General features: G+C 55.9%; 13 protein-coding genes. 11 read left to right on the forward strand and 2 right to left on the reverse strand.

What is annotated here, in order from left to right; genetic code table 11:
* Window positions 1-145: 145 nt before the first annotated feature.
* The 4 genes from ACFFSY_RS12585 (at window position 146) to ACFFSY_RS12600 (ending at window position 4,662) form a co-directional block, all read left to right on the forward strand.
* A complete protein-coding gene (locus ACFFSY_RS12585) occupies window positions 146-1,582 on the forward strand; it encodes an NAD(P)-dependent oxidoreductase (protein WP_377494347.1) in 1,437 nt (478 codons plus the stop codon).
* An 87-nt stretch (window positions 1,583-1,669) separates the two neighbouring features.
* On the forward strand, window positions 1,670-2,956 hold the full coding sequence (gene preA / locus ACFFSY_RS12590; protein WP_377494349.1) for an NAD-dependent dihydropyrimidine dehydrogenase subunit PreA: 1,287 nt from the start codon (window positions 1,670-1,672) through the stop codon (window positions 2,954-2,956).
* A gap of 3 nt (window positions 2,957-2,959) precedes the next feature.
* The gene (gene hydA, locus ACFFSY_RS12595; RefSeq protein ID WP_377494351.1) at window positions 2,960-4,399 is read left to right on the forward strand and encodes a dihydropyrimidinase; all 1,440 of its coding nucleotides are present in this window, start codon (window positions 2,960-2,962) and stop codon (window positions 4,397-4,399) included.
* Window positions 4,396-4,662 carry a hypothetical protein gene (locus tag ACFFSY_RS12600; protein ID WP_377494353.1) on the forward strand — a complete coding sequence of 89 codons (267 nt, stop codon included), beginning with the start codon at window positions 4,396-4,398 and terminating at the stop codon, window positions 4,660-4,662. The genes hydA and ACFFSY_RS12600 overlap by 4 nt, the downstream gene beginning before the upstream one ends.
* A 90-nt stretch (window positions 4,663-4,752) precedes the next feature.
* Here the strand turns inward: ACFFSY_RS12600 and ACFFSY_RS12605 are convergent, their stop codons facing one another.
* Together ACFFSY_RS12605 and ACFFSY_RS12610 are read right to left on the reverse strand one after the other, a co-directional pair.
* Window positions 4,753-5,118 (reverse strand): hypothetical protein, encoded by a 366-nt coding sequence (locus tag ACFFSY_RS12605; RefSeq protein WP_377494355.1) that lies wholly within the window; start codon window positions 5,116-5,118, stop codon window positions 4,753-4,755.
* 69 nt (window positions 5,119-5,187) lie between these two features.
* Window positions 5,188-6,531 carry a S1 family peptidase gene (locus tag ACFFSY_RS12610; RefSeq protein WP_377494357.1) on the reverse strand — a complete coding sequence of 448 codons (1,344 nt, stop codon included), beginning with the start codon at window positions 6,529-6,531 and terminating at the stop codon, window positions 5,188-5,190.
* Window positions 6,532-7,704: 1,173 nt separating this feature from the next.
* Between ACFFSY_RS12610 and ACFFSY_RS12615 the strand changes: the two genes are divergently transcribed.
* The 7 genes from ACFFSY_RS12615 (at window position 7,705) to ACFFSY_RS12645 (ending at window position 16,639) form a co-directional block, all read left to right on the forward strand.
* Window positions 7,705-9,081: an extracellular solute-binding protein gene (locus ACFFSY_RS12615; RefSeq protein WP_377494359.1), complete on the forward strand. Its 1,377-nt coding sequence runs from the start codon at window positions 7,705-7,707 to the stop codon at window positions 9,079-9,081.
* A gap of 104 nt (window positions 9,082-9,185) precedes the next feature.
* Window positions 9,186-10,076, forward strand: coding sequence for a carbohydrate ABC transporter permease (locus ACFFSY_RS12620; RefSeq protein ID WP_377494361.1), 891 nt, complete (start codon window positions 9,186-9,188; stop codon window positions 10,074-10,076).
* Window positions 10,077-10,151: 75 nt separating this feature from the next.
* Complete coding sequence (locus ACFFSY_RS12625) at window positions 10,152-10,976, forward strand: carbohydrate ABC transporter permease (protein ID WP_377494945.1); 825 nt, start codon at window positions 10,152-10,154, stop codon at window positions 10,974-10,976.
* A 154-nt stretch (window positions 10,977-11,130) separates the two neighbouring features.
* Window positions 11,131-13,038: a cache domain-containing sensor histidine kinase gene (locus tag ACFFSY_RS12630; RefSeq protein WP_446686134.1), complete on the forward strand. Its 1,908-nt coding sequence runs from the start codon at window positions 11,131-11,133 to the stop codon at window positions 13,036-13,038.
* A gap of 298 nt (window positions 13,039-13,336) precedes the next feature.
* Window positions 13,337-14,518, forward strand: a complete 1,182-nt coding sequence (locus tag ACFFSY_RS12635; protein WP_377494363.1) for a response regulator — start codon at window positions 13,337-13,339, stop codon at window positions 14,516-14,518.
* Window positions 14,519-15,032: 514 nt separating this feature from the next.
* Window positions 15,033-15,317 (forward strand): hypothetical protein, encoded by a 285-nt coding sequence (locus tag ACFFSY_RS12640; RefSeq protein ID WP_377494365.1) that lies wholly within the window; start codon window positions 15,033-15,035, stop codon window positions 15,315-15,317.
* Between the two features lie 677 nt (window positions 15,318-15,994).
* The gene (locus tag ACFFSY_RS12645) at window positions 15,995-16,639 is read left to right on the forward strand and encodes a DUF4912 domain-containing protein (RefSeq protein ID WP_377494949.1); all 645 of its coding nucleotides are present in this window, start codon (window positions 15,995-15,997) and stop codon (window positions 16,637-16,639) included.
* The last annotated feature ends 89 nt before the right edge of the window (window positions 16,640-16,728 follow it).

Consider the following 16,728-nt stretch of genomic DNA (forward strand, 5'->3'; position numbering starts at 1 on the left):
GCGCTTCTCGCCGACGGGAAGCGGAAGCCTATTGGTTCTCCACCCCAGCGCCGCTGATTCGAAAGCCTGCGTAAATTCCCGCATAGCGGCATAAAGCCAGTCCAATCTTGCATACATGAAAACATAGCCTTGGGAGGGATGAGAGATGGAGCAGCGTTCACCGCTTCGCATGCTGGCACCCGAGTTAATCGCGCGCAATTTCGCGGAAGCCGAGCCGGGCCTTACGCGCAAGGCCGCGGTCGAAGAATCGAACCGTTGTTTGTATTGCTACGACGCGCCTTGTATTCAAGCCTGTCCGACCGGCATCAATATTCCGTCTTTCATCAAACGGATCGCGACCGACAATCTGAGGGGCGCGGCGACGACGATCATGGACGCGAATCCGGTCGGCGCCAGCTGCGCGCGCGTCTGTCCGACGGAGATTTTGTGCGAAGGGGCTTGCGTGCTGAACGATGCTTCCGAGCCCATCATGATCGGCAAGCTCCAGCGCTACGCGACGGACTGGGCGATCGCTGACGGGCGCCCGCTCTTCAATGCCGGCGCGCCGAACGGCCGCAGCGTCGCCGTTATCGGCGGCGGGCCGGCCGGCCTGTCCGCCGCCCGGGAGCTGGCGCGGGACGGCTTCGCGGTGACGATCTACGAGGCGAAGCCGCTCGCGGGCGGTCTCGACACGCACGGCATCGTCTCGTTCCGGCTGCCGCAGCCGATCTCGCTGTGGGAGGTCGAGCAGGTAGAGAAGCTCGGCGTCGAGATCCGCACCGGGGTCAAGGTCGGCGAAGACGTCCCGGCGGAGCTGCTGCTGGACAGCTATGACGCGGTCGTGCTCGCGGCCGGGATGGGCGATGTGCCGCCGCTCGGCATCGAGGGCGAGGACCTGGACGGCGTGCACGACGCGATCCGTCTCGTGGAGGCGACCAAATCCGCCGATCAGCCGCAGCCGGCATTCGAAGGGGCGCGCGTGGCGGTGATTGGAGCAGGCAATACGGCAATTGATGCAGCGACCTGTTCCGTGCGGCTTGGAGCTGCGAATGTGCGCATCGTCTACCGGCGGACGCAGGCGGAGATGACGGCGTACGACTTCGAGTTCGAATTCGCCAAGCAGGACGGCGTCGAGTTCAGCTGGTTGACGGCGCCGGTGCGGATCATCGGGGACGAGGAGGGGAAGGTGTCTGCGCTGGAATGCGTGCGGATGCGGTTGTCCGAGCCGGGCGCGGACGGCCGGCGCATGCCGGTTCCGATCGAGGGCTCCGCATTCCGGATGCCGGTGGACGCGGTCGTGACGGCAATCGGGCAGAAGCGCAGGGTCGCGCTCATTGACCAGTTCGGCCTCGCGCACGATCGCGGGGTCGTCCGAATCGACCCCGATACGCACATCACGTCCAATCCGAAAGTATATGCGGCCGGAGATATCGTGTTCGGCGCGGGCCAAGGCGAAGCGATGGTCGTCTCGGCGGCCGAACAGGGCAAGCGGACGGCGCGCGCGATTAGCCGGCATTTTGCGGAGCGGGAACCGGAGACGGATACGGCGGAAGTCGAGTCAACGGAACAAGGCGAAGACGAGCAGGGCAAAGTGGCGATGTAATGGGCTCGCTAAGTCGGGCTATTCGACGGCAATGGATCAAACGGTTCTTATACTTCTCCACAACTTTCGCGCGAAAGGATTGGTCGCATGGCAGACTTACGCATAAACCTGGCGGGCATCGAGGCGCCGAATCCGTTCTGGCTCGCATCGGCCCCGCCGACGAATACCGGCTACCAGGTGCAGCGCGCCTTCGAGGCCGGGTGGGGCGGGGCCGTCTGGAAGACGCTCGGCGAGCCGATCATCAATACGTCCTCGCGCTTCGCGGCGGTCCATTTTAACGGGCAGCGCGTCGCGGGGTTCAACAATATCGAGCTGATCACCGACCGGCCGCTCGAGGTGAACCTGAAGGAGATCTACGAGACGAAGAAACGCTTCCCGAAGCACGCGCTCGTCGCGTCCCTCATGGTCGAGCCGAAGCGGGAGAAGTGGCACGAGATCGTCAAGCGGGTCGAGGACGTCGGCGTCGACGGGCTGGAGCTGAACTTCGGCTGTCCGCACGGAATGGCGGAGCGAGGCATGGGCGCGGCATCGGGACAGCAGCCGGATCTCGTCGAGATGCAGACGATGTGGGCGAAGGAGGCGGCCAAGACGCCGGTTATCGTCAAGCTGACGCCCAACATCACGGACATTACGGTGACGGCGCGGCATGCGGTCTTGGGCGGGGCGGACGCGATCAGCATGATCAACACGATCAACTCGCTGGCCGGCGTCGACATCCACTCTTGGCAGACGATCCCTCACGTGGCGGGCAAAGGCGCGCACGGCGGCTACTGCGGTCCGGCCGTCAAGCCGATCGCGCTCAACATGGTGGCCGAATGCGCCCGCAACCCGCAGGTCGGCGTGCCGATCTCCGGCATCGGCGGCATTTCGACGTGGCAGGATGCGGTGGAATTCATGTTGATGGGCGCGACGGGCGTGCAGATCTGCACGGCGGCCATGCATCATGGCTTCCGGATCGTGGAAGAGATGATCGACGGGCTGAACAACTATTTGGATGACAAAGGGATCGCCTCCGTCATGGAGCTGGTCGGCAAGTCGGTCCCGCGCTATTCCAACTGGGGCGATCTCGACCTCAATTACCGCGTCGTAGCGCGCATCAACACCGAGACGTGCATCAACTGCAACAAATGCCATATCGCCTGCGAGGATACGTCGCATCAGTGCATCGACATGCTGACCGGCGATGGCGGCAAGTACCTGCAAGTCCGCGAGGAGGACTGCGTCGGCTGCAACCTGTGTTCGATCGTCTGTCCGGTCGACGGGGCGATCGAGATGGTGGAGGCGGCGCCGGCAGGCGCGCCGATGAGCTGGAACGACAGGCAGCGCACGCTGGCGAAGCTGAACGCCGGGGCGACCGAAATGGAGGCGGTGTAGACGATGAGGAAACTGATCAAGAACGGCACGATCGTAACGGCGGCCGACACGTACGTCGCCGATATTCTCGTGGACAACGGCGTCATCGCGCAAATCGGCGCGGATCTCGCCGCGGCGGCGGACGCGGAAGTCGTGGATGCATCCGGCCTATACGTGTTCCCCGGCGGCGTCGACCCGCATACGCATCTGGATATGCCGTTCGGCGGCACGGTAACGGCGGACGATTTCGAGAGCGGCACGATCGCGGCGGCGTTCGGCGGCACGACGAGCATCGTCGATTTCTGCCTGACGAGCAAAGGGGCGCCGCTGCGCGATGCCGTCGCGACCTGGCATGCCAAGGCGAAGGGCAAGGCGGTCATCGACTACGGTTTTCACCTCATGGTCGGCGAAGTGAACGACGACGTGCTGCGGGAGCTGCCGCAAATTATCGCCGAGGAAGGCATTACGTCGCTGAAGGTGTTCATGGCGTACAAGAACGTCTTCCAAGCCGACGACGGCACGCTCCTTCGCACGCTCCAGCTGGCCCGCCAAGAAGGCGCGCTCGTCATGGTGCACGCGGAGAACGGCGACGTCATTGCCTACTTGATCGATAAAGCCCTCGAGGAAGGCAACACCGATCCGATCTACCACGCGCTGACGCGGCCGTCCGTGTTGGAGGGAGAAGCGACGGGGCGGGCGGTTAACTTGACCGAGTTGGCGGACTCGCAGCTCTATGTCGTGCATGTCACGTGCGCGGAGGCGGTGGAGAAGATCGCGGAAGCCCGGCGCAAAGGCTTGCGCGTCTACGGCGAGACGTGTCCGCAGTATTTGACGCTCGACGTGTCGTATTTGGAGAAGCCGGACTTCGAGGGCGCCAAGTACGTCTGGTCGCCGCCGCTGCGGGAGAAATCTCACCAGGGCGTGTTGTGGGATGCGCTGTGGAACGGGTCGCTGCAGACGGTCGGGTCGGATCAATGCTCGTTCGATTTCAAAGGCCAGAAGGAGCTCGGGCGCGGCGATTTCTCCAAAATCCCGAACGGCGGGCCGACGATCGAGGACCGGTTCAGCCTCCTCTACTCGGAGGGGGTCGCGAAGGGACGGCTGTCGCTGAACAAATTCGTGGACGTCGTCTCGACGTCGAGCGCGAAGCTGTTCGGCCTGTTCCCGAAGAAAGGGACGATCGCCGTGGGCAGCGACGCGGATCTCGTGCTCTTCGACCCGCACGCGCAGCGGACGCTATCGGCGGCGACGCATCACATGCGCGTCGACTATAACGCGTTCGAGGGGATGGACGTGACCGGAGAGCCGGTGTCGGTGCTCGTGCGCGGCGAGTTCGTCATCCGCGACAAGCAGTTTGTCGGCACGCCCGGCAGCGGCGAATATTTGCGGCGGAAGCGGTTCGGGCAGCATGCGGCGAAGCCGAAGCGGCCGTCGGCCGAAACGGCGGGGGGCGTGCATCCATGAGCCATTATGCGGAGGTATTGAAGGAGCAGCGGGCAATCGACGCGCTGCTGGCGGACGGATTCCGGATTACGCGGATCAGCGAGGATATGGACGGCTCGGCGGTCGTATTCGCCAAAACCGCGCCGTCCGCCGAGCGGGCCGAGCTGCAGCTGCTGACGGCGGACGCGCGAAAGTACGTGGTAACGCTGCTTTTTACGCGGATGCGGGCTGGGGAATCGGCCAAATCGGAGACGGCTTCGGGGCAGGTCGAGAACTCGGCGTGAATGCAGATTGGGCGGGCAGACTCACCTTATATGCAGAGATCAAAATAAGCATGTTCTCGTATGAGCATTCATCGGGAACATGCTTTTCGTCTAATTGAGCAGTTGAATTTCTTTTGCAGGGTGGGAGGCTTTTGTTAGTTCATCTACATCAACAGGTGTCTCCAAAATAATTTTTATTTTAGCGTCTTTTGGAATGTTATTCGGGTCGACTGTTTGACTAACATCCTTTCCTAAGATACGAGTCGAGTCCGTAATGTCTATATCACACGACCTGCCAATATCAATTACGTTCTCGTTTTTGTAGTTGTTACTGTTAATAACCTCCGAGCAGTTTACCGATAGAACATTTCCGGTTATTTGTTCGAATAAGGCTTCGAACGACGAAACTCGATTATCACCTCCACAGCCTGCAAGAATGCTGCAAGTTAGTACTACCCCTAATAATGTGTGCTTCATTTTACGTACCTCCCGAATTATATAAACAGAGTGTCGGGCAATTATTAACTTTCCCGACACTCATTAAATTTAGTATATTACGCTCACTGTTGATCCAAACTTTGTTTTTAAGGCCGCCAGTACATGCTCCACGTGAGAATATATCGCGAGTCCACTTCCTGTATGTCCTGTGTCAATGCCCTTTAGCTTGCTGCCATTATACACAGTTCCCCCACTATCTCCTCCTGCACTTGTAAAACTAGCTGTTCGGAGTTTTTCGTAGGAATAGCCATCTAAATTAATTGAAAAATTGGTATTCTGTATGGTACCCCATTGAATTGGATTTGTATCAGTCGACGATCCGGACATGTAAACTACTTCCCCCGGGTTATCTTCACTTGCATTCTGTATGAATGTATATCTTCCAGTAGAGGAACTCCCGTTTAAATAAATTTTCCCTCCGGTATAGGTTAGAGAAGCTGGTCCGCCACCTATCATCCCGGCATCAGCATACCCACCCTGATTATAAAAAGTCATTGTTCCTAGCTTGCTAGTCCCTTGATAATATAATTTAGTTCGATCTGAAGTATGGCAGTGACCAGCAGTTACAACATATTTAAGGTTACCGGCAGTGGCCATGAATCCAACCGAGCACCTGGCGGTCTTGCCCTCATCATTGGTAAAAGTAATCTTAGTGCCGCCTTGCAGTGGATTCCATGTTGAAGCTCTATCAGCATCTGTTGTAGCAATATCGGCTTCCTGCACAAATACACTTTCTCCATAAAGTTTCATTAAGTAATTCGTCTTATCACTTGTTGCTCCCAGTACTCCAACGACTACTCGTGCATTGGGAATGTCTGTTGCTACGTCATTAATAATGATTCCAACTTCCATAAGCTTATCTTTTTCTCTCCATATTTTCTCGTGAATTTTGTCTAAGTCTTTCTCGGACTTACTAATGTTAATAATTTTAAGCTTGCTTTTATCGGTGAATAATGAAATTACTTCTTCAAGTTGGATGTTATTATTCTTTAAGCCAATATTCACAATTCCGCCAGCAGCTTGGTCTATAAAAAGCGTGAATTCTCCATTAGTTTTGGAAGTAACAATTTTTTTAATTTCAGTCATATACTTTTCTTGGAAATCAATGCGAGTTGTAAGCTCTGCTTCTTCCTCTGGGGATAGGTGAACGCCGTACTTTGTACTTTTTTCGTATTTTTTCATTTTTTCATCTACAATTGTTTCATTACTTACAAGCCCAAACTTTTTGCGGAAACCTATTTCAACCTCTTTTGTTACTATTTCAGATGTTTGATTACTGCCAGTAGTAGTAGAATTACGACTGTTACCATTTAAATCTTCGGCCATTACCCCAGGCAAACCTATGCAAAGCAATAAAAAAACAACCGTTAACACCTTTAAGCCCTTATTCACGAAAATATCAACTCCGTATATATTATGTTTATTAGAAAGTTAAAGAAAGTTAAAGAGGATCTGTGTAAGGATTTTTATATGTGAGAATTCAATGCAATGAGTACTCTAAAATTCAGTTTATTACGTGTTTATCTACCGTAATATGAGGAGAGTGTAGTCGAGAGTTTGCTGCATTGCCATAACTTGATACGATGGCTTGAAGGTGTTGTTAGAAATACAGGTAATTGATTAGAAACTCACCTCTCTTTTAACGAGCATTGAACTTTTCACACAACTACCCTTTAACCAAATTTGTAAAAAAATGAAACAACCTAAATATTATATTTGGAATAATAGTAAGAAATTGAGGGGTAGCCCCAAAGATACAAAAAAATAGCGCAAATCAAGCTGACGACGGCACGTTGCGATGCTGCCGCCTAAAGGGGCGCTCGCCATGGTCAACGCGGGGAATAACGACAATGTGGCCTTACTTGATCGACAAAGCGTTGGAATTTGGAAGGGCAATGATATGGATTCAATCTACAACACTACAACACACTGATGCGGCTATCGTGCTGGAGGCGAAGCGACGGGCAGGATGACTAACTTGAAGGAACTGGTCGGCCTCAGTCCTATGACGTGCATATCGCGTGCAAAGAGGCCGTGGATAAGATAGCGGAGGCATGGCGCAAACGCTCGCGCGTCTACGATGAGACACATGTGGGCAGGACCTGACGTTCGACGTGTCGTTCTAGAAAGCTACGATTCCTTGGAAACCCCAAGCAGTGGAAGTGGGTAGAAGTAACAGCTTACACCCTCCTTGCAACCGGCAACTCGCTGACGACGCTATTCACTTTCTCAACCACAGTAAGCCATAAGTCGCTGTCGCAATCGTCTGCCTAAATCGGCCATTAGACATCAGACATCTGATATCCGACATCTAGCATGAGACTTCCGGTCTTCGATTCCCCATCCTAGGTCCTCCGCCTAAAGTCTTGCCCGGTAATTGCTCCAATCCCTCGTCACTGCGCCACTCCGCCGTGCCCGGCTCCCTCTGAGGTAGGAAAACTTCAGGTCACCTTGATTTTCTCCACCTTAAGAAATTAAACATCTTCCCTTGAACTTGTCGCATTGTAAGGGTTATCAATTCCGCGTCATAATAAAGACATAAATCAACCAAGGGGGATTACAAAGGTGATTAAACAATCCAACCTCATCAAACTGGTTTTGGCTGGCGTGCTGGCAGCAAGCTTGACGGCTTGTGGAAGCAACAACGGCGGCAATAATGCAAGCGGCGGCGAGACAGAGACGGGCACGAATAACGCGGCCAAAACGAACAACGGCGGCACGAACGCGCCGGCGGAAGAGACGAAAGCGGAGAACGTGACCATTACGTTCCAGAATATTTATCCGGACCCGACGGATCCGAAGAACGGCATGCTGAAGAAAATCGTAGCTGACTACGAGAAAGAACACCCGAACGTGAAAATCGAGCTCGACTCGCTGAACACGGACCAACAGAAGCTGAAGCTGAAGACGCAAGCGGCTTCCAAAGAAGTGCCGGACATCACGATCGTGAACCCGGCCGCGCAAATGCAGCCGTTCGTGGAAGCGAACCTGTTCGCGCCGCTGAACGACATGGTGGAACAGAACGGCCTGAAAGACACGTTCCAAGAGGGCATCCTCGACTGGTACACGTTCGACAACAACCTGTACGCGCTGCCGGATGGCAATAACATCGGCCTCGTATACTACAACAAAGAGCTGTTCGAGCAAGGCGGCGTGAAAGTGCCAACGACGTTCGAAGAGATGGTCGACGTCGTTAAGGCGCTCAAGGCAAAAGGCATCCAGCCAATGGCGATCGGCGAGAAAGACTCCTGGACGGGCTCCTTCCTGTTCATGAACATCCTGCTCCGCACGAACGGTCCTGGCTTCCTGAAGGACGTTGCGGCTGGTACGAAGACGTTCGAAGATCCGGCATTCGTCGACGCGGTCGAAGCGTTCCAGAACCTCGTTCAAGCAGGCGCGTTCCAAGAAGGCGCAACGAGCTTCGACTACAACGCAGGCGAGAACCTGTTCAAGACAGGCAAAGCGGCGATGTACTACATGGGCAGCTGGGCAACAGGCGGCATCGAGACGTCGTCGGTTAACGGCAAAGTCGGCGTATTCAAGTTCCCGACGGTTGGCGGCAAAGGCAACCCGAACGAGTTCATGCTCGCGCCGGGCTCCGCATTCGCGATCTCCGCGAACAGCAAGCACCTGCAAGAGACGAAAGACTTCCTGAACTACTTCATGCTGAACTTCCCGAAAGAGGCGTTCGCGGTGAAAGGCGCAGTTGGTCTGGCTCAGAAAGTCGAAGGCGACTTCAAAGCAGCCGGCTACTCCGACATGGCGATGGAAGTGCTCGGCCTGTTCAAAGAAGTTCAAGGCGGCGACCTGTCCTTCGATAACACGATGAACCCAGGCACGTCCCAAGGTCACCTGACGAGCATCCAAAACCTGTTCGTACAGAAGAAAGACTCCGCGGAAGTGGCGAAAGAGCACCAAGCGGCGTTCGAATCCAACAAATAAGTTCTACCTAAATAGAGACAAAGTCTGAGGGTGCAAGGGGTCTGCCGTTAGTAGCAGGGACGGACCCCGGCGCCCTCGATTCATTTTGGTTAGGAGATGATTCCATGAACGTCTTGCGGGTGTCCAAATGGACGATTGCCGCTTTTGTGCTGCCGTGTCTGATCGTGTACGTTGGCTTGGTTTTCATACCGGTCCTCGTCTCGGTGTACAGCGGTCTGCTGGATTGGAACGGCATCGGCACGTCGAAGTTTGTCGGCTTGGACAACTTCAAGACGCTGCTGTTCGATGATCCGGTATTCTGGCCATCGGTGCGCCGTACGCTAATGTTCGCCGTATTCTCCATGGCGGAAATTCCAATTGCGTTGTTTGTCGCGATTTTGCTCAACCGTTTCGTGAAGAAACCGAATTTCTTCGTGTCGGCGTACTTCATGCCGGTCATTCTCTCGGTCGTTATTATCGGCCAACTGTGGAAAACGATCTACAATCCTGCTGCCATGGGCGGCATGCTCAACCAGGTACTGGAGCAAATCGGTCTCTCGAGCTGGACGCATTCGTGGCTCACGGAGCCGAATATCGCGATGTACTCGCTCTACTTCGTCGCATTATGGCAATACCTTGGCTACCACACGCTCATTCAGTTTACGGGCATCCAGAACATTTCCGCCGATATCTATGAAGCGGCGAAGATTGACGGGGCCGAAGGGCTGAAGGCGGACTGGTATATTACCTTCCCGATGAATATTCCGATTTTCAAAATATCGATCGTCCTCGCGTTTATCGGCTCGCTCCAAGCGTTCGACATGGTCATGGTCATGACCGCAGGCGGCCCGGCTCACGCGACAGACGTCATCTCGACCCATATGTACAACATGTCCTTCCTGTCCATGAAGTACGGCTACGGCAGCTCGATCGCCACGTTCCTGGTCGCGCTTTGCTTGCTGGCTACGGTCGTCATCAATTTCATCTTCAATCGTCTGGAACGCAAATACACGTAAGGAAGGAGGAGTCCGGTCATGAGTCAAACCATACCCGTCGCCGGCGTAAAGCCCGTTGCACAGAGAGGGAAGCAAATGTTCCCGCTGGCGAAAATCATCGTGTTCATTCTACTTGGCATTCTGCTCGTCACCCAGCTGTATCCACTCCTCTGGCTGCTTATATACTCGCTGAAGAATAACGAGGAGATTCTATCCGGCAGCTTCTTCTCGCTGCCAAGCAAGCTGATGTGGAGCAACTACACGGACGCGATCGCATCCGGCAATTACTTCAAATATTTGCTAAACAGCTTGATCACGACAACCAGCACGATGGTGCTCGTCCTGCTGCTGTCCTCGCTGGTATCGTTCGCGATCAGCCGCTTCCGTTGGAAATACGGCCAGCTCGTCATGGTGCTGTTCCTGATCGGGATGATGATCCCGATGCAGGCGACGCTGCTGCCGCTGATGCTCATTTTCAAAGAAATGCACATCCTTAACACGCTCTGGTCGCTTATCCTGCCTTACGTCGCGTTCCAGACGCCGATCGCGGTGTTCATCATGAGCGGGTTTATGAAGTCGATTCCGCACGAGATCGAGGAGTCGGCGGTCGTCGACGGCGCGAATGTGCTGCGTATCTTCTGGAGCGTCATCATTCCGGTATCGATTCCGCCGATGATGACCGTGTGCATCCTGACGTTCATCAACATTTGGAACGAGTACATTTTGGCGGCGACGTTCATCTCGAAGGAAGCGCTCAAGACGCTGCCGTTCGGCGTGAACAGCTTCGTCAGCCAGTATTCGGTCAACTACGGGGCGATCGGCGCTTATCTGGTGCTTGGCGCGCTGCCGGTTATCATCATTTACTTCCTGCTTGCGGACAAAATTACAAAGGGCATGGTGGCCGGCGCGGTCAAAGGGTAAGACTAGCGCGCGCCGCGCTATGTTACAATAGAGTCATCGATGAAGATGGCGAGAGCCTAAGGTCGGGCGTTCGTCCGGAAATGCGCAGCTATGCGCATTTCCGCCGGCGCCTGATCTTTGCGCTTAATCGCCAGGGAAGGGAGATTGTACGCAATTGGCACGGTCGCGCGGCAGACATTCCATTTATAACCGGCTGTTTCTGCTCTTTCTCTCCTGCATGATGACGCTCATTGTCATTGTCAGCGTGCTTTACTACCGCAAAACAACCGACATCATTCATACCAAGATCAGCGACATGGCCGAGAAAAACATCTCCCAGACCGTTGGTCTTTTTGATCTTCTGCTGGAAGGGTACGACAGCGTCACGAAATCGCTCAACAGCAACTACGAGCTGCTGCGGCTGCTGGAGGAACGCGAGAAGGAGAAAGACCCTGCGCTTAGCGTCATCGACGAGCGGTCGATCACGAATATTATGGGCGCCGTGTACTATTCCCGAGACGATATCGTCGGCATTCATATCATCACGAACTCCGGCAAGCTATACAATTACGAGAAACGATATGCCGGCGTGTTCGACTTGAATTACCAGAAGACGGACTGGTATGGCAAGCTGCAGGCCTCGACCGGCGAGATGGTGTGGCTGGGCTTGTACAATGGGTCGGTCATCAACAGTCTGCAGGAGGAGCGGGTGTTCGTCTTCGGCCGCGCGCTGTATGACCTGACGACGTATAAGAAAATCGGCATCATGTTCATCGAGACCAATCCGAAGCCGATCCTCGCCGCGCTGTCCAACGTCACGATCAGCCCGAACAGCCAGGTGTATATCGTCGACCGGGAGGATCGCATCATCGCCTCGACGGGCAGCGAGGATGCGGTGATGCCATCGTTCAGCGGGCTGCCGCGGCCCGTGCGGAAGGAAGTCGTGGTCGATAACGGCACGGATCAGCTCATCGTCTCGGCTAAGGCGGCGCTGGCGGACTGGACGGTGTTCGGTTTGACGCCGAAGGCGGATATTGGCTCCGAGCTCAAGGATACGCGCCAATATTTGCTTGTCGTCATCGCGGTGCTGGTCGTGCTCTCGATCGCGATCGCCTCGCTGGTCTCGCGAACGATCGCCTCCCCGCTCAAACTGCTTATTCGCGAGATGAAGCAGGTGGAGCTTGGCAATTTTAAAGGGGGCGTGAACGTCAAATCGTTCGATGAGATCAACAGCCTCGTCGGCTCCTTCAACCGGATGGTGCATCGCATGGACGAGTTGATTGAAGGCATTACGCTCGCTTCGATCAGCGAGAAGAATGCCGAGCTGCAGGCGCTGCAGTCGCAGGTCAATCCGCATTTTCTGTACAACACGCTCGACATGATCTATTGGATGCTGGATGAACGGGAGAACGACCGGCTCGGGCGCGTCATTCTGGCGCTCTCCCACATGTTCCGCTACAGCAGCGATTGGCAGGAGGCGTCCCGCACGACGCTGCGCCAGGAACTCGATCAGATGCGTCATTACATGACGATCATCGAGAGCCGGCTTGAAGGGCGCGTCACGACCGAGATTCAGATCGAGGACCGCTGGCTGGATGCCGTCATGCCGAAGATGACGCTGCAGCCGATCATCGAGAATGCCGTCAAGAGCGGGCTCGAGCCGCTGGGGCGCCCTGGCAAGCTGCGCGTCTATACGGAAGTAGACGCAGGCGAGCTGCGGATCGTCATCGAGGATGACGGTGTCGGCATGGATGAGCAGACGCTCGAGTACTTGCAGCAGTCGCTGCTCGGTGGCAGATTCGGGCGCGCGGTCGGCGAGGGCGAGGAGGATGCGCCTACGTCGACGGCGGACATGATGGGGGACGGGCGAGAAGGTGCGGCCGGTGCCGCGGGGATGGGCACACCTGGGCTGGCCGCTGCTGGCGGCCCCGTGCATGCGGATGCGGCACAGCGGCGCAAGGGCATCGGGCTGCCGAACGTGCACCGGCGTATCGCGATTATGTACGGGGACCAATACGGCCTCCGAATCGATAGCAAACGAGGTGCGGGAACGACGGTTATCGTCGTCATGCCGCTGCCTTAGCGGATTGGTTTGCGTTGCCAATCGGAAGATTGGGAATGCAGCATTCCGCGATAAGGAAGCGGATTGGTTTGCGTTGCCAATCGGAAGATTGGGAATGCAGCATTCCGCGATAAGGAAGCGGATTGGTTTGCGTTGCCAATCGGAAGATTGGGAATGCAGCATTCCGCGATAAGAAAGCGGATTGGTTTGCGTTGCCAATCGGAAGATTGGGCATGCAGCATTCCGCGATAAGAAATACAAGATGACTTATATGCGTGAAACATATACCGCTTGTATTTTAAGAAAGGTGGTTCGATTGATGGATATTCTTATTGTGGACGACGAGACGGTGATCCGCGAAGGTATTATGCGCACGCTGCATAACCGCTTTCCCGAACACACGCTTCATTTGGCCGCGAATCCGGAAGAGGCGGCGGCGCTGTTGCGCCGGCACCGCATTCATATCGTGCTGACCGATATTCTCATGCCCGGGATGACGGGGCTTGAGCTGATGAATCTCTCCGCCAAGCTGTACCCGCATATCAAGTGGGTCGTCATCTCCGCTTATTCGGAATTCGCCTACGCGCAGGAAGCGGTACGCCTGGGGGCCAAAGATTATTTGCTGAAGCCAATCGGCAAAGAAGTGCTTGTCGCCATGATCGAGAAGCTGACCGCCGAGGTGGCGGCCGAGACGGAGCAGACCGAGGAGGCGGAGCAGCTGCGGCGGAGCCGGAAGTTTCTGCGGGAGGCCGTCTTCCAGCGCTTGGCGTCCGGACTCGACATCGGCGGCATTGACATGGGCTCGTTCATGGAGAACCACCCGCATTTTCAGCTGGTGATGGTCAAGATGGAGAGCGACAAAATCGTTCACCTCGAGCATTTCATTATCGAGAACGTGCTGGGCGAGCTGATCGGCAAATTCGGCACCGGCTTCGTCACGACCTTCGACGGTAAAAGCCTGCTAGGTCTCGTCACGCCGCGGGAAGGCGAGCAGCTGAACGCGCTCGTGGATGAGCTGCGCAGCCATCTCGGCCGCTATTTGAAGGTGCCGTTCCAGATTATGCACTCGGGCATCATCGCGGACGTGCAGGACGTGCCGGCTGAGGTGCGCCGCATGCGGCAGGCGTCGTCCACCCAGGTCTACGAGCAGGTGGCCGGCGGCGGCGATCGCGCGATCGAGGTGGCGCTTCAATATATGAAGACCAACTATCATGCCGATCTGTCGCTCGAGAAGGTGGCGTCCGTCGTCTACTTGAATCCGGTCTACTTCAGCCAGCTGTTCAAGCAGAAGACGGGCAGCGGCTTCAAGGAATACGTGATCCAGCTGCGGCTGGAGCAGGCGAAGCAGCTGCTGCAGAACCCGAAGCTGAAGCTGGCGGAGGTGTGCGAGCGCATCGGCTACCATGACATGCGCCACTTCTCGCAAGTGTTCCGCAAGAAGTACGCGGTCACGCCAACGGAGTATCGGCAGTCGCTCGGGACGCAGACGGCGGAGAAATAGCGGGATCGTGCGCAGGTAGAAGGCGGGTGCTCTTCGTCCTCGACCGGCGAATGAATCCAGTCCGTGCGCGATCGGGCAGCTAGAGCAATGAAACCGGCCGATGCATGTCAGGCCCGCTTTCGACGACGTTGTCAGCTTCCTTGTTGGCGTCTAGGGCAGTCCTGAGCGGTTGGATTGCGCGTCTCGGGGCGAGTAGCGGACACGATATGGACAACGAGAAAGACCGCCGGAGAGGATCTCCGGCGGTCTTTTGATGCGGCGGAAGTGTTGAGGGCACTGACGGTGGCGGAGAGTGCTCGGAGCAATGCGATAGTTTACCTCTGGTCGCTATCGGAGGCAGAAGGTGCACGGAGTGGAGCGATAGCGACTCCCAGGTCGCTAACGGCGGCAGAAGGTCACGGAGTGGAGCGATAGCGACTCCCAGGTCGCTAACGGCGGCAGAAGGTCACGTAGTGGAGCGATAGCGACTTCCAGGTCATTAACGGTGGCGAAGAGTGCATGGGGTGGAGCGATAATGACTTCCAGGTCATTAACGGCGGCGAAGAGTGCATGGGGTGACTTCCAGGTCATTAACGGCGGCGAAGAGTGCATGGGGTGGAACGATAGTGACTTCCAGGTCCTTAACGGCGGCGGAGAGCGCATGGGGTGGAGCGATAGTGACTTCCAGGTCCTTAACGGCGGCGGAGAGCGCATGGGGTGGAGCGATAGTGACCTCCAGGTCATTAACGGCGGCGAAGAGTGCATGGGGTGGAACGATAGTGACTTCCAGGTCATTAACGGCGGCGGAGAGCGCATGTAGTGGAGCGATAGTGACCTCCAGGTCCTTAACAACGGCGAAGAGTGCATGGGGTGGAACGATAGTGACTTCCAGGTCCTTAACGGCGGCGGAGAGCGCATGGGGTGGAGCGATAGTGACTTCCAGGTCATTAACGGCGGCGGAGAGCGCATGGGGTGGAGCGATAGTGACCTCCACATCATTAACGGTGGCAGAAGACGAATGGAGCATTGCGATAGTGACCTTCTCCAGGTCGCTATCGCCAACGGCGCCGGGCTGGCGGCCAAGTTGATGGTCAGGTCGTCTTATCCGTCCGGTCATGCCATAATCTTGCAGTCCTTGCGCGAAGGCTCTCTGCGTGCGCTATTAGGTGCGCGGATGTCGACCCCTTGACGCGGAAAGCGGGCAAATTGTCGATTTTCAACAGGTTGTCCTTTCGGCTCTGCTGTCGAATAAAACCTCAAAAAATGGACATGTTGACTCTCATCGTTAATAAATGGGTTAAGAAATGATAATAGGTCTCTAAAGCCGCTCTTTTCCGCTTTTAGAACCCTTAAATAAATCTACAAAAAAACATAAAAACTCTAAGACCGTTTTCGGCAGACATTCCATTTGGTGTCATGTAAACTGTGAAGCATGCTGTTGTGGCTTTACCGATTCGCACGCCGCAAATCCATTACCCGGGGGGACTTAGCTTGGACATGACAACGATCCTGGCACTGCTTGAAGCAGGCAAAACGCAAAAGGAAATCGCGGAGCAGTTAGGCATACCGGTCGGGAGGCTCCGGTATCAGCTGACCAACTACCGCAAGTCGCAGGCAAGCCGTGCGTTAACGCCCGCTCCGCCGGAGGTGGACGATTACGCGCTGCTGGATGAGCGCTACGAATTGGACCGGCTGGTCGCGATGCCGCGGGATGCGGAATCGCTATATGTTTACTGGGAGCTGACGCCGGAGCTCATCGGCATGGTCGAGTCGCATTTCGGCTGCAGCTGGAGCGTGCTGCCGAAGCGGCTGCGCGTGTACGATGTGTCGTTCGTTCACTTCAAAGGGGACAACTTCAACCGGTATTGGGATTTCGACGTGACCCAGGAGGCCAACAATTGGTTCGTCAACGGTGTGGCGCCGGCCTGCTCGTACGTGATCGATTACGGCACCGTCGCGCTGGACGGGCGCTTTATTACGCTGCTGCGCTCCAATTCGGTCCAGACGCCGCCGCGCGAGGAGCAGCGGGAGGGCGAATCGCGCTGGGTACGGATGGAAGTGTCGCAGGCAATAGAGCCGCAAACATCGTGGCAGCCATTCTTCAACGGCTATTCGTTGTCGGCGCAGGCGGATCTGGATTAGGATAGGCACATCATCCGGGCAAGATCACGCATAACCGCTTGCTTACGAAGTTCGTTTCGCTTCTCGTGAACGTTTAATTAGGAGGGGTT

Source organism: Paenibacillus aurantiacus (assembly GCF_042431225.1).
Classification (GTDB): Bacteria; Bacillota; Bacilli; order Paenibacillales; family Paenibacillaceae; genus Paenibacillus_Z; species Paenibacillus_Z aurantiacus.

Bases quoted from the DNA above. Each gene is read 5' to 3' on its own strand.
- ACFFSY_RS12585 (WP_377494347.1), top strand. From the start codon at position 146: ATGGAGCAGCGTTCACCGCTTCGCATGCTGGCACCCGAGTTAATCGCG.
- preA (WP_377494349.1), top strand. From the start codon at position 1,670: ATGGCAGACTTACGCATAAACCTGGCGGGCATCGAGGCGCCGAATCCG.
- hydA (WP_377494351.1), top strand. From the start codon at position 2,960: ATGAGGAAACTGATCAAGAACGGCACGATCGTAACGGCGGCCGACACG.
- ACFFSY_RS12600 (WP_377494353.1), top strand. From the start codon at position 4,396: ATGAGCCATTATGCGGAGGTATTGAAGGAGCAGCGGGCAATCGACGCG.
- ACFFSY_RS12605 (WP_377494355.1), bottom strand. From the start codon at position 5,118: ATGAAGCACACATTATTAGGGGTAGTACTAACTTGCAGCATTCTTGCA.
- ACFFSY_RS12620 (WP_377494361.1), top strand. From the start codon at position 9,186: ATGAACGTCTTGCGGGTGTCCAAATGGACGATTGCCGCTTTTGTGCTG.
- ACFFSY_RS12625 (WP_377494945.1), top strand. From the start codon at position 10,152: ATGTTCCCGCTGGCGAAAATCATCGTGTTCATTCTACTTGGCATTCTG.
- ACFFSY_RS12635 (WP_377494363.1), top strand. From the start codon at position 13,337: ATGGATATTCTTATTGTGGACGACGAGACGGTGATCCGCGAAGGTATT.
- ACFFSY_RS12640 (WP_377494365.1), top strand. From the start codon at position 15,033: ATGACTTCCAGGTCATTAACGGCGGCGAAGAGTGCATGGGGTGACTTC.
- ACFFSY_RS12645 (WP_377494949.1), top strand. From the start codon at position 15,995: ATGACAACGATCCTGGCACTGCTTGAAGCAGGCAAAACGCAAAAGGAA.